The sequence below is a fragment of the Paenibacillus rhizoryzae genome, assembly GCF_059686995.1.
In genome coordinates this window covers 822151-835605 of sequence record NZ_JCAALT010000001.1, presented here as the reverse complement: position 1 = coordinate 835605, position 13455 = coordinate 822151, and the positions used below count along the sequence as shown (strand labels likewise).

Here is a 13455-nt window from a genome sequence, read left to right as displayed (position 1 = left end):
GTTACGGGTCTAATGTATTCGTAAAGCTATTATTTACTTAAACATGTTCTTGAGAACGAACCAAACATTGGCCGGACGTTCGGCAAGGCGGCGCATGAAATAACCGAACCAATCGACGCCATAAGGCACATATACGCGAACACGGTAGCCTTCTTGCACCAGCTGCTTCTGTAAATCCTCGCAGATGCCGTACAGCATTTGGAACTCGAAGCGGTCCTTCGAAATGCCCTCCACTTGCACGAATGCTTTCGTAAAATCAATAATGGCAGGATCATGGCTCGCTACAGCGGTATAATTGCCGTTCTTCATATGCTGCTGGATAATCCGTTTCAGATTATCATCCACGTCTTTCTTCTCCGGGAACGCCACGTCAGGCGATTCCTTATAGGCACCCTTCACGAGGCGCAAATTAGCGTCAAGCGCATTCAAGTTCTGAATATCTTGTTCTGTCCGGTACAGGTACGCTTGAATAACAATGCCGACATTGTCAAATTCCTTGCGAAGCTCCTCATAAATATCGAGCGAAACTTGGCAGTGCGCGTAATCTTCCATGTCGATTCGGACAAAATTATTATGCATCCGTGCGCGAGTCAAAATCCGTCTCATGTTGCTCATGCAAAGCTCGCGGCTGATATCCAGTCCCAGCGATGTCATCTTGAGCGACAGATTAGATGTAACGCCGGAGCTTGCGATCGCATCAAGTGTCTGAATACACATGTCTGCGGACTCACGCGCTTCTTCTTCGCTAAAGACAAATTCACCCAAGTGATCCAGCGTCGCGATACGACCGTCATCATTGAGTTTACGTACAGCATCGATCGACTGTTTAATCGTCTCGCCTGCGACAAAACGGGCTGCGCCAAAGCGAAGACCATATTTCTTAGCTAAACGGTTGGCAGATCGGCTCTTGCCTAATGCTTGAAACATATTTCGAAGCATTACTTCCATGCGATCAAGTCCCCCATCCGAGTTGTACAAAGTTGTTCATTTCACTACTGAGAATTATACACTCTATTTTTTATTTTGAACAGTATTTGTTCAATAAATGTGTTCATCCAATGTTTTGAACAACTGTACAAGCTTCACCATAGGCAATTCTGTTGAATAAGCTCGACAAAGTATGGTAAATTTGAGTCATCTTACGCCAGAGCGAGGGCCATTATGTTCAAAATTGAACAACTACCGTTGAACAATCAAGTGATGTTTCTTCCCGGCGCAGCGACAGTGGAACAACTGCTGCAACCATTAAGAGAAAACAAAGCCATCCTGCTTGCTATTAAGGAAGACATTGAGCAAGCTGTCCTCGTCATTCCCGAGGATCTGGCTCTCCTTGAGAGCGGACTTCTGAATAAGCAAGCCTCCGTTCCGGAGCTGCTTGGCGAGAGTCCCTGGTTTCGTTCCGTCCTTTGCGAAGCAGGGAATGACTCCTTCCGTTTAGCCGCCTACTCGACGAATCGCCCAGTTCTGCTTCGAGATGCCAGCGGTACGATTCTGGGCTACATTCATTTATCCGATCTGGTCCGTTATCTCGATTCGGAGCAGCAGCGCTGGTCAGCCTACTTCAAAACGCTCTCGGAAACCGTTACGGAAGCCGTTACGGTTGTCGATCGAAGCGGCGAGGTAATCTGCTGGAACCCGGTCGCGGAAGAAATCTACGACTTACCCAAAGCCGAGATTCTTGGCAGGCGCATAGGGGAGCATTTTGATACAGAAACACTTATGGTATTGAAAATACTTGATGAAGGCAGAATGATTCGCAACACGTATCATCGGCCGCGCGAAGACACGCATGTTCTCATTAACGCCGCTCCTATTCGCGATTCACAGGGCGTGATTATTGGAGGCATAGCAGCCGAGCAGGATATTACGCAGCTAGTCAGATTGAATGAACAACTAAGCTCAGCTCACACCTTCTCGCATATGCAGAAATCCGCCGATAAGGAATTATTCTCCCTCATGAAAGGCAAAGGGCCTGCCATCGGTAAAGTCATGCAGTGGGCGAGGAAAGTCGCAGCAACCGACACTCCGGTACTTCTAATCGGTGAAGGCGGTGTAGGCAAAGAGCAGTTAGCTCAAATTATTCATAATTCCGGACCGCGTGCCGATCATTTGTTTCTCTCTGTGAATTGCGGCATTGTCCCTATGGGCCTGCTCGAAACGGAGCTATTCGGTTTCCAAGGCGGGGCTTTCACCGGAGCCGAATCCGGGGAAGCCGGCAAGCTGGAGCTAGCGAAAGACGGCACCTTGTTCATTAATGAAATTGACCGACTGTCCTTAGAGCTGCAAGCTAAGCTGTACCACTACATTTCGCAGCAAACGATCACACGCACGGGCGGCAGCAAACCGATTGCGCTCCGGACCCGCATTATCGCGGCATCGACGACAGACTTGGCAGCAAAAGTAGCGGAGCAGCTTTTCCGGTCCGATTTGTATTATGCGCTGAATGTCGTTTCCCTCTCCATCCCGCCGCTTCGTGATCGACCGGAAGATATTCCAGCGATGCTGCAGATGTATCTGAAGCAGTTCTCGCTGCATTATCAGAAGCCGCTGCCTGCGCTGTCTCCGGAAGTGATGCTGGCTTTTGCCAACTATGATTGGCCGGGCAACATCCTTGAGCTGCGCAATGTCATTGAGCGCTGCATCATTCTAAGTGATGAAGATACGATTACATTGGAGCATTTGCCTGCAGCGCTACAGGCCAGACAGCCGAGCTTGGCACTTACCCGCAAGGATACCGATTCGTCCTCTTCGGATGGCGAGAAGCGGTTAAAGGCAAGCAGCAACAACGAAGAAGAGCAGCTGCTCATTCACGACGCGCTTGCCAAGACAGCGGGCAACAAGAGCGCCGCCGCCAAGCTGCTTGGCGTATCCAGAGGAACGCTGTACAACAAGATGAAGGAATTTGGGCTGGAATAGTGGCCTAAACCGGCACCGACTCATAAGCCATCGAACGAAGAAAAGCCGCTGCGAGCGATCCTTGGGATCGTTATCGTAACGGCTTTTCTTCGCATTATATAATTCGTTTACCGAGTAAGGAAGCGATAAGTCCGATAGCCAGACGAGCTGTGCGGCGGCTTTCATCCATCATGCCATTGACTTCAACGACATCAATGGAGATGATGCGATTCGTCTCTGCCAGCAATTCACAGGCGAAATGGGCTTCACGATATGTCAGTCCACCGGGTACTTGCATGCCAACTCCCGGTGCTTCCATCGGATCGAGGCAGTCTGCGGAGAAGCTTACATGGATGCCATCCGTGCCTTGTCCTGCAATTTCAACTGCCTTCGCAATGACCTTCTCAATGCCCATCCGATCAATCTCATGCATCGTAAATACTGTGATCCCTTCGGACAGAATGAGCGCTCGCTCTTCCGGTTCAACATCGCGGACTCCGATGAGGACTACATTCTCTTTCCTAATCGCCGTCTTCGATACGCCGCCCGCAATATCGGCAAGGGTAAGCTTCGCTTTGCCAAGCGCGACGGCAAGCGACATCCCGCCCATTTTGCCGGTTGGCGTGTTTTCTTCCGTGTTAAGTCCCGCATGCGCATCGAAGTAGATTACGCCAACGCTCGCGATCTCCTTCGCGAGACCTGCCAATACACCGATCGTTACGCTGTGGTCTCCGCCGAGCACGAGTGGAATGCTGCCTTTGCCCACTTCTTGCGCAACCAATTCAGCCACTTGCCTGCTCATTTCCTTCACTTCAGGCAAATGCTTAAGGCTTGAATCTTTGGCAGACGCCGCCGTCGGCTTCTGTGGGCATTTTACTTTATGCTCGCCCGTGATCTCGTAGGCTGTCTTACGGAGCTGACGCAATAATCCGACCTGCATCATCGTTTCCGGTCCTTCTTCCGTGCCCGGACGTCCTGCTCCGAGACCGAAAGGCACCGCGATCAGACTCAGTTTCTTCTTGTTCTCTGCTGCTTGGTTCACTTCTGCCATCGTGGCCCACCATCCTACTCGTCGTCTACATGCTAATTGCCGGCTGCAGCCGGTTTAGAAAAGCTGCTTGATCCGCGCGAGCGCCCAATCCAGCTGTTCTTTCGTGATCGTAAGCGGCGGCGCGAAGCGGATGGTCGTTTCGTGCGTTTCTTTGCACAAAATCCCCAATTCCTTCAGCTTCTCGCAATATGGCCGAGCTTCGCCGTGCAGCTCCAAACCAATAAACAGACCGCGTCCGCGTACTTCTTTAATAACCGGATTGGCAATCTGACGAAGCTCCTCGAGAAAATAAGCACCGAGCTCATTGGAGCGTTTCACCAGTTCTTCGTCCTGAAGCACATCCAGTGCAGCGATCGCAACCGCGCAGCCTAGCGGGTTACCGCCAAAGGTTGAACCGTGTGAACCCGGGCTGAATACATTGAGAATCTCTTCATTTGCCGCAACGGCCGAGATCGGGAACACTCCGCCGCCAAGCGCTTTGCCCATAATGTACATATCAGGAACAACCGATTCCCAATCGCATGCAAACAGCTCGCCTGTGCGGCCGAATCCCGTTTGGATTTCATCCGCCACGAAGAGTACATTGTTCTCCTTGCATAGTTCCGCGGCCGCCTTTAGGAAACCTTCGGTTGGGATAACGATACCCGCTTCCCCTTGAATCGGCTCAACCAGAAACGCTGCCGTGTTCGGCGTAATCGCCGCCCGAAGAGCGTCGAGATCGCCGTAAGGAATGATTTTGAAGCCCGGTGTAAAAGGTCCGAAGCCTTCCTTATATTCCTCAGAGGATGAAAACGACGTTACCGTAATGGTGCGGCCGTGGAAATTGCCCTCGCATACGATGATTTCGGCTTGATCCGTTGGCACCTGTTTCACGCTGTACGCCCAGCGACGAACCGCTTTAAGTGCTGTTTCAACCGCTTCGGCGCCTGTGTTCATCGGCAGAATCATGCTTTTTCCGGTCAGCGCGGTCAGCTTCTCGTAGAACTCGCCAAGCTGGTCGTTATGGAAAGCGCGCGAGGTGAGCGTTACTTTGTCTGCCTGCTCCTTAAGCGCCGCAATGATGCGGGGATGGCGATGTCCATGATTAAGAGCCGAATACGCGCTCAGCATATCCATAAACTTGTTGCCTTCCGGATCTTCCACCCATACGCCTTCAGCTTTCGAAATGACGATCGGCAGCGGATGATAGTTCGGGGCGCCGAAGCGCTCCGTTTGTTCGATAATGCGATTAGTCACGGTACCCATACTGGCACTCTCCCTTACGATGTCTCTTACAGCATATGCGGTTATAGGATACGTTCGCCAAACACCGATCCGATCAATTCCACTGCGGCCATTGCCGTCTTATTGTGCTGATCCAGCATTGGATTCACTTCTACAAATTCGGCGGATACAAGAATATTGCGTTCAAAGAGCAGCTCCATCGCAAAATGGCTCTCTCTATACGACATCCCGCCTGACACCGGCGTACCAACACCCGGCGCTTCGAACGGATCCATACCGTCGAGGTCCAAGCTCAGATGGACGCCGTCGGTTCCGTTTGTCACGATCTCCATGGCTTCTTCCATGACCTGCTTCATGCCATTGCGGTCAATGTCGTGCATCGTGAAGACGCGAATGCCTTTCTCCTTCAGAAAAGCACGCTCCCCCGGGTCGATCGACCGCGCGCCGATAATGACAACGTTCTCCGGACGGAGCTTCGTTTCGATGCCGCCAATGCCTATAAGATCAGGATGCCCGTAGCCGAGAACAGCCGCTAAGGACATGCCATGGATATTACCGGAATGCGTCGTTTCATCTGTATTGACGTCCGTATGGGCATCAAACCAAATGACGCCAAGCCGCTTCACGTGCTGCAGGACGCCATTAATTGTCCCGATTGCAATGCTATGGTCGCCGCCCAGAACGAGCGGGAATTGGCCTTTACTCATTTCAGCGGAAACTCGTTCGCACAGCTCCGCGTTGACGCGTACGATTTCGCTGAGGTGCTTCAATTTCTCACCTTGCTGAGGTGCTTCAAGCATACGCCGTACGCTGAGATCTCCAAGATCCTCAATGTTAAAACCGAGCGCTTTCAACCGTTCATGAAGGTTCGCTCCTCGAATCGCATCCGGGCCCAAGTCGACACCCTTGCGATCTGCACCATATTGCAGCGGCACACCGATAATGGAAATGTTGTTGTTTTTCACCGCGTTCATCTGCTGCACTCCTTCCATATCTTCAAGTATGTCCATTGTAGCATAGGGATTTTTATAGAAAAAATTGAAATAGTTAATGATTACAATTGAGAAAACCTATGTATTATTATGCACGGAATTGCTTCGGCGCGTTGGAGGGGATTGGGTGTGGGGGGTTCCGACCGTTTCTTGTACTCGAATTAATTTGAACAATACCCTGCGGATATTATTCGAGTACAAATACGGACGCTCGCGCTTCTCCACTCCCCCACACCCATCCCCTCTTCTCTGCGACTCTACTCGTCCGTGCAACTTTTTTGAAGCGAAAAAACCTTCAATCCGTTAATGACTTTGGATTGAAGGTTTTTGTGTAAGATGTATTAGTCCCACTCTTTCCAGATTCTCTGGACGATTTCGGAGAAGGATTGGATGTTTTGTTCGGTGATCCGTTTCTTGAGGATGACCATGGAGGTTTCGATTTTGCCTGGGAAGCGGTGAATTTCGGCTAGTGTCCCTTTGCGGAGCTCGTCTTCGACGAGCGCTGAGCCGAGCAATGCGGTGCCGGTATGATAAAGCACGGTGCGTTTGATCGTTTCATCCGTGACGCATTCGATGTATTTGTCAGGGGTGAAGCCGTACTCCTGCAAGCATTCGTTTACGAGCCGCTGAATGTTGGACCCTGATTTGTATGTAATAAACGGATAGGTTTCGAGCAATGTGCGCGTATCGTGCTTCTCGAACAGCTCTTTGGTCGTGACAAGGACGAGATCTTCTTTGCCAAGCGGCATGAGCTCCATCTGCTGGGAATCACAAGGTCCGGCGATGATGGCAAGATCCGCTTCGTTCGTGGCAACCTTCTTCATCGCATCATTGCTGTCGCACGAGAACAGCTGCAGTTTTACTTTGGGATTTTGCGAAATATAGGAATGGATGATGAGGGATAGATACTGCGTACAATAAAATTCAGGTGCTGCAACGGTTAATAAGCCGTGCGGGTTATCCAGCTTGCGGAGTTCCGCTTCCATCTCATCCATCAGCGCGAATGTCTGATCGACATATTGCTTAACAAGCTTACCCGATGGTGTAAGATACGTCTTCTTCCCGACTCGGTTCAGCAGCGTGACGCCAAGCTCACTCTCAAGCGATTGCAGCTGCAACGTAATGGTCGGCTGCGTGTAGCCGAGGAGCTGGGCTGCTTTTGTAAGATTAAGGGTATCGGCAACTACTTGGAAGGTCTTATATTTCTTAAAATCCATTGCGAACAATCCGCCTTTGTCAAGCCATAATGACTCATTATAGAGGTGAACGCAAAGAAGGGCAAGCACGAGGCCCGCCCTTCTACTTCACGGTATTGTTCAACTTTTACACGAGGTCCATCCAGATGTCATCCTCTTGCTCGTTAAACCGAATCTGCAATTCACGATCCTCCAGATACCACAAATTATCCGCTTCCATAAAGAACGTAATGCCCTCAACTACTTGATGCAGCCCCGGTTCTCTTGGTTCATCCTTCATGATGCCGAGTGAATAGCCTGGTTGAACACTGCCGCTGCCACCTAAACGAACGAAAATACGCAATTGATCGCCATCCGACAATTCCATTTCCCTGATATACCAGCGTGCGGCCGATTGTTCTACCATTATCCTCATCGCTTCCATCTCCTCATTTTGGATACGGTTACATGTTATATATACGCCGTCCAGCCCGCTTTTACCTCTTTGTTCGCAAAGAATCAATTCTTGCCTACATCCACTTATAACCCGCTGGAACGCTCCTGTTTCTGCCGTTTAAGCCTCAAGTACGCAAGCACCGCCAAGTATATGATCAGTGACATCCATATTATAAAAATCGTCAGCTTCGTACTTCCCGAAGGCTCATCGCTTTGTACGTCTGCCGTCATTTTCGCCTCTTCTTCCAAACTTGGCGTAACGGAAGCAACAGTCACAGGAAGCTCCGGCTTGACTGGTTCCATTGTACCAGCATCTACCGTTCCGATCGAGCTAGTTACCAAAACATTTCCTTGGGAGGTTACGGTAACAGCCGGTGTCTCGCCTTTGGGGAGCACCGCCCACATCGGCTCGGCAGCAATGAATTCGGCAGGTGCGCTGCTTGTAAACGGATAGGATTCATTCGCAGCGATCAGCTGCTTTAATTCAAAATGTTGAAAGCCGTAATCAAGCAATGCTGTCATGTCCTTGTACACCGCAGTTTTGGAAGGGGACTTTAAAATAACGCCAATCAGCTCCATACCATCGCGTTTCGCCGACGTAACAAGCGTGAAGCCTGCTGCTTCCGTGTAGCCGTTCTTAATTCCCGTTGTTCCTTCATAGTCTTTGAGCATCTGATTATGGTTGATGAGCGAGGAGGTCCATTCTTTCCCCACCCAAGGCATTCGTTCTGTAGCGACGATTTTACGGAACGTTTCATTTTGCATCGCATATCTGCTGATTCGGGCCATATCGAGCGCAGTTGTGACCTGTGCTTCGTCTGGGAGACCGCTCGGATTCACGAAATTGGTGTGCTCCGCACCTGCTTTTTCTTTGACAAAAGCATTCATCCGTTCAGCAAATTTCGCCTTCGAACCGTCTATATATTCAGCGATTGCAGTTGCCGCATCATTGCCGGAGTTCATTAACATGCCATATAAAAGCTTCTCAAGAGGCACCTGCTCGCCTTCCGCCAGATAAATGCGTGTCCCCTCTTCGCCGCGGGCTTCCTTTGACACTGTCACCAAATTCGATAAAACGCTTTCATACTCTAAAGCGATAATGCCGGTGACGATCTTCGTAATACTAGCCGGGAACTGCTGTTTCTCGGCATTCTTTTGAAATAACACGGTTCCGGTTTGGGCATCCATAAGAATCGCCGATTCGGAGGCTAAGTTGGGCTGAGCCTGTACAGCCTCTTCTGCATAGACTGGAACAGCAAAACAGAAGATCAGTGGAAGAAGAAACAAAGCGCAAATGCGTTTAACGGTGTTTTGAGCCATGACAGTAAATGACCTCCTAGTACGCTCGAAGCCTGCATCTGCTACTAACGTACCATCTGGAAAGGCTGTACTTCAATTATTATTTTGTGGCATCTGGCAAAAGCTATGACGGATCGGTTTGACAGCCCGTCAGGTTCAACCTATTCTATAGGCAAGATATCATAAATCGAGGGTGCAGAGAGGGTTGTCGCTATGAATGAATATCGCGTAAAAGGACTCTCGTGTGTGAGTTGTACATTGGAGCTCGAACGGCAGATTCGTAAGCTGGAGCACGGCCAGGAAGCCGCTCTGAGCTATACATCCGGCAAGCTGAAGCTCCCTCCGCTCGTTTCGCTGCAAGCCGTGGAGAAGCTGCTTAAAGAAGAGGATGCCTTCATCGTACACGAAGCTGGCGCGACAACGCATGTGGGGCATGGGCATTCAGATGAACATGGACATGGGCACAATCATATAGCCGGACATGGACACGCGGATGAACATGGGCACCAGCATGGACATAGCCACGAGCATGAACATGAACATGAACATGAGCACGGTCACGGACATAGTCACGATCACAAACATGACCATGGAAACGGAAGTTCACGTCGGCATGTTCAGCACGAAGGTCATAATCACAACCATAGCCACGGTCATGAAGGACACGGCCACTCACATGCACATAGTGGCAGTTTGCTCGAAAACAAAGGCCTCATCGCGGCGACCGTGCTGTATGGCGTTGCTTTTTTTGCGCAAGAGTATTGGATGTCCGGACTTATCGTTTCCCTTTATCTCCTATCCATCGTTCTGAGCGGCTACACAACGTTCATGCGCGGTCTAAGAAACCTAATCAAACTACGTTTCAATATCGATACATTAATGACTATTGCGCTGATTGGCGCGATTGGCATACAGGAATGGAAGGAAGCAGCCTTCGTTTCGCTCCTCTTCGGCATCAACGAGTGGCTGGAAGGCTTCGGCATGGAGAAGGCGCGACGATCGATGTCTGCTTTGCTGGAATCCGCGCCGAAGGATGCTTGGACGCTGGTTAACGGAACTGAGAAGCTTGTGCCTATCTCTTCACTTCGCAAGGGCGATCTTGTTATAGTAAAGCCGGGCTCTCAAATCCCATCGGACGGGAAAGTCGCGAGCGGTCGAAGCTCCGTTAGTGAGGCGGCCATAACAGGCGAATCGCTTCCAGTAGATAAAACCATCGGGGATCAAGTTTTTGGGGGCAGCTTGAATAACGAAGGTGTGCTTCATATTGAAATCGAGAAAGCCTATAACGACTCGTCATTAGCGAAGATTTTGCATTTGGTCGCGGAAGCGCAAGAAACGAAGACGCCGACGGAGCTGTTCATCAACCGTTTCTCACGTATCTACACGCCGATCATTATGATCATTGCTGCAGTTGTTATTTTGGTGCCGCCGCTATTGTTGGATGGATCATGGAGTAAATGGCTCTATCAAGGGTTGGCCGTCCTCATTGTCGGTTGTCCATGCGCGCTCATTCTCTCCTCCCCCATCGCGATTATCTCGGGTATTACCAGAAATGCTCGAAACGGGATTCTTGTAAAAGGAGGCGTATACCTCGAGCAGCTTGGCAAGATCAACACCCTAGCGTTCGACAAAACAGGTACGCTCACGAAAGGAGTTCCGTTCGTAGAGGAAACAGTCGTATATGAAGAAGAACGCTTCTTGACGATTGCGGGCACGATCGAACGCAGCTCCTCACACCCGTTAGCCAGAGCGATTATGAAAGCCGTAACGGAGCATGGAGCTGAGCTGCTGAACGCAGAAGATATCGAGGCTTTACCGGGACGCGGCGTGAAGGCTGTCATTGCCGGGCAAACCTATTGGCTCGGGAATGAACATAGCCTCGCGCATTTGGTTCTGCAATCGGACGTGCGCGAACATTTGAGGCAGCTTAAAGATCGCGGGCTAACCGTCGTGCTCGTTGCAGATGACACGAAAGTGCTTGGGTTATTTGGGATCGCAGATGAGATTCGCGAGGAGAGCGCCGCCGTCATCGATGCACTGCATCGCCTCGGTATGAAACGTACCGTAATGCTGACCGGTGATCACGCCGTCTCTGCTCAGAAAGTAGCGCAGCGCGTCGGCGTCACGGAATACCATGCAGAACTGCTGCCGGAGGACAAAGTAAACAAAATCAAAGAACTCGCAAGAGACGGCCGCGTCGCGATGATCGGCGACGGCATCAATGATGCTCCTGCTTTAGCCTTCGCAAACCTGGGGATTGCGATGGGCAAAGGAACGGACAGTGCCATTGAAACCGCCGATATTGTACTGATGCAGGATCACCTCGGAAAACTGCCGGATGCGATAAGAGTAGCCAAACGCATGAACCGCGTAATTTTCTTCAACATCTCCTGCGCGCTCGGACTGAAACTAATCGCTCTGCTGCTCACCATTCCGGGCTGGCTGACCTTATGGATCGCTATCTTATCCGATATGGGAGCAACGATCTTCGTCACCCTTGTCAGTCTCACGATTCTCATCGACGTGAACAAACCACCTGTAGTACCATCAAAAAAACTGAGACACGGGTAACCGTTTCTCAGTTTTTTGTCATGTCATTAGAGTCTAAATGTTAACTTGTAAAGCAGCCACATCTAAAGATATCGGTACAGCTTCATATGCGGTTAATTGATTATTATCGATGATACACCGATGCTCGTAGCATGCTTCGTCGGACAAAACAGCCGGCAAATATCTTGGTATAATGATGCCCATCCCATAGTTGCCTTTGTCCAGCACCCACGACTTTTCCTTCCACTCCAACAGGCCCTCGTCAATTCTCAGCGGAGTGCTCAGCTTGACATGCTCTGGTACTGATGCGCGGAACACATACATGCCGCCGATATCTACGCGATCCACTCGCCAAGTCACGATTCCGCAATTCCGAAAGTCCGTGAGACGGAGCCCTGTCTCTTCGATGACTTCCCTTTCCACACCTTCGAACGGAGACTCCCCCGCTTCAAGCTTCCCACCCACACCATTCCACAGCCCCATCGCCGGTGGACGATCCCGATTCAATAGGAGCAGCTTATCCCCTTGTTCGATAAAACAAATCGTATACTTGTACATCCCTTGCCTCCACATGAATGAGCTGATCATTATGATTAGTTTAGCATGGAATCCGGTCTTTGGCTGGAATTCTGTATTCAAACTACAACATCCACAGCGTCTGCGTATCACCAATTGGCTGGCTATAAGCGGATATACCGCTTATAGCCCTAAAACTAAAACGCTCAGCACCTTCTTGCGATCGATAGTCCCTAGTACTCCGCTGAGAATCCGATTATCCGACCCTAAAGCACCCAATTGCCTTACAGGCTTCCGGCTTTTCAGCCCCCAAACAAAAAAAGGTCGAACAGGAACCTCCTGTTCAACCTCCACCTTACAAACGCTACTTCTGCACATCCTGCGGATGGCCTGATTCCAGCAGCGCGACGACGCTTGCGTTGGAATCGACCTGCGCCGGGCTCTTGCAGCCTGGAATAACGGCAGTCACCGCCGGGTTCTTCAGGCACCATGCGAGCGCCCATGCCGCCATATCGACGCCTGCCGGCACTTCCTCAGCCGCGATGCGCTGCACTTCCTGCAGCTTCTGCACCGTGCTCTCGCGGTCATGGCGATGACGCACATCAGTCACATCGAACACCGCATCCGGTTTGTACTTGCCGCTGAGATATCCGCTAGCGAGCGGCACGCGGGCCAGAACGCCGAGGTCCTGTCTCAAGCAGGAAGGGAAAACTTCCTCTTCCGGCGCTTGATCAAGGCGATTGTAGACCACTTGAATCACCTTAGAACCAACCTTCGTGGACGCATCAACCTGATGCGCATTGCGGTTGCTGCCGATTGATGTGCCGAGGTGTCTGATTTTGCCGGCTTGCACCTGCTTGTCCAGCACGGTCCACAGCTCGTCGTTATCGAATACCGCATCCGGTCCGGAATGGAATTGGTACAAGTCCACGTAATCCGTCTTCAGCGCGGACAGTGAAGCATCAAGCTGTCTGATGACGTCTGCCGCCGAGAAATCATCCGTGCGCGTGAAACGCTCATGGAAATGATGGCCGAACTTCGTCGCAACAATCCAATCCTCCCGTTTGCGGCGGGAAAGATAATCACCGATAAGTGCTTCTGATAAATGGTCGCCATAACATTCCGCTGTATCGATCAGGTTAATGCCAAGCTCTGCACCGCGGTCCAGAATCGCATCCGCTTCAGCCTGCGTAAACGACTGTCCCCATTCGCCGCCAAACTGCCAAGTGCCAAGTCCAATCACCGATACGTTCAAATCGGTTTTGCCAAGTCTGCGATATTGCATGCTCATGCTACG

At 50.8% G+C, this 13455-nt stretch carries 11 protein-coding genes; 2 read left to right on the top strand and 9 right to left on the bottom strand.

Annotated features, from left to right (window positions below):
- Positions 1 to 33 precede the first annotated feature (33 nt).
- A complete protein-coding gene (locus tag AC6ESO_RS03740; protein WP_497090196.1) occupies positions 34 to 948 on the bottom strand; it encodes a proline dehydrogenase family protein in 915 nt (304 codons plus the stop codon).
- Positions 949 to 1161: 213 nt separating this feature from the next.
- Between AC6ESO_RS03740 and AC6ESO_RS03735 the strand changes: the two genes are divergently transcribed.
- Positions 1162 to 2916, top strand: coding sequence for a sigma-54 interaction domain-containing protein (locus AC6ESO_RS03735; RefSeq protein ID WP_497090195.1), 1755 nt, complete (start codon positions 1162 to 1164; stop codon positions 2914 to 2916).
- Between the two features lie 94 nt (positions 2917 to 3010).
- Here AC6ESO_RS03735 and rocF (AC6ESO_RS03730) read toward each other — a convergent pair whose 3' ends face one another.
- From rocF (AC6ESO_RS03730) to AC6ESO_RS03705, 6 genes are all read right to left on the bottom strand, one after another.
- A complete protein-coding gene (rocF, locus tag AC6ESO_RS03730; RefSeq protein WP_497090194.1) occupies positions 3011 to 3946 on the bottom strand; it encodes an arginase in 936 nt (311 codons plus the stop codon).
- Between the two features lie 54 nt (positions 3947 to 4000).
- Positions 4001 to 5191 (bottom strand): ornithine--oxo-acid transaminase, encoded by a 1191-nt coding sequence (locus AC6ESO_RS03725; protein WP_497090193.1) that lies wholly within the window; start codon positions 5189 to 5191, stop codon positions 4001 to 4003.
- A gap of 41 nt (positions 5192 to 5232) precedes the next feature.
- On the bottom strand, positions 5233 to 6144 hold the full coding sequence (gene rocF / locus AC6ESO_RS03720; protein WP_497090192.1) for an arginase: 912 nt from the start codon (positions 6142 to 6144) through the stop codon (positions 5233 to 5235).
- A 359-nt stretch (positions 6145 to 6503) separates the two neighbouring features.
- Positions 6504 to 7379 (bottom strand): LysR substrate-binding domain-containing protein, encoded by an 876-nt coding sequence (locus AC6ESO_RS03715; RefSeq protein WP_494817416.1) that lies wholly within the window; start codon positions 7377 to 7379, stop codon positions 6504 to 6506.
- A 106-nt stretch (positions 7380 to 7485) separates the two neighbouring features.
- Positions 7486 to 7773, bottom strand: a complete 288-nt coding sequence (locus AC6ESO_RS03710) for a HesB/YadR/YfhF family protein (protein ID WP_494817415.1) — start codon at positions 7771 to 7773, stop codon at positions 7486 to 7488.
- Positions 7774 to 7877: 104 nt separating this feature from the next.
- The gene (locus AC6ESO_RS03705; RefSeq protein WP_497090191.1) at positions 7878 to 9113 is read right to left on the bottom strand and encodes a D-alanyl-D-alanine carboxypeptidase family protein; all 1236 of its coding nucleotides are present in this window, start codon (positions 9111 to 9113) and stop codon (positions 7878 to 7880) included.
- A 192-nt stretch (positions 9114 to 9305) separates the two neighbouring features.
- Here AC6ESO_RS03705 and AC6ESO_RS03700 point away from each other — a divergent pair, with 192 nt between their 5' ends.
- Positions 9306 to 11663 carry a heavy metal translocating P-type ATPase gene (locus tag AC6ESO_RS03700; protein ID WP_497090190.1) on the top strand — a complete coding sequence of 786 codons (2358 nt, stop codon included), beginning with the start codon at positions 9306 to 9308 and terminating at the stop codon, positions 11661 to 11663.
- A 33-nt stretch (positions 11664 to 11696) separates the two neighbouring features.
- On the opposite strand, the gene AC6ESO_RS03695 is transcribed toward AC6ESO_RS03700, so the two are convergent.
- Positions 11697 to 12200: an NUDIX hydrolase gene (locus tag AC6ESO_RS03695; protein ID WP_497090189.1), complete on the bottom strand. Its 504-nt coding sequence runs from the start codon at positions 12198 to 12200 to the stop codon at positions 11697 to 11699.
- Positions 12201 to 12522: 322 nt separating this feature from the next.
- Positions 12523 to 13443, bottom strand: coding sequence for an aldo/keto reductase (locus AC6ESO_RS03690; protein ID WP_497090485.1), 921 nt, complete (start codon positions 13441 to 13443; stop codon positions 12523 to 12525).
- Between the last annotated feature and the right edge of the window lie 12 nt (positions 13444 to 13455).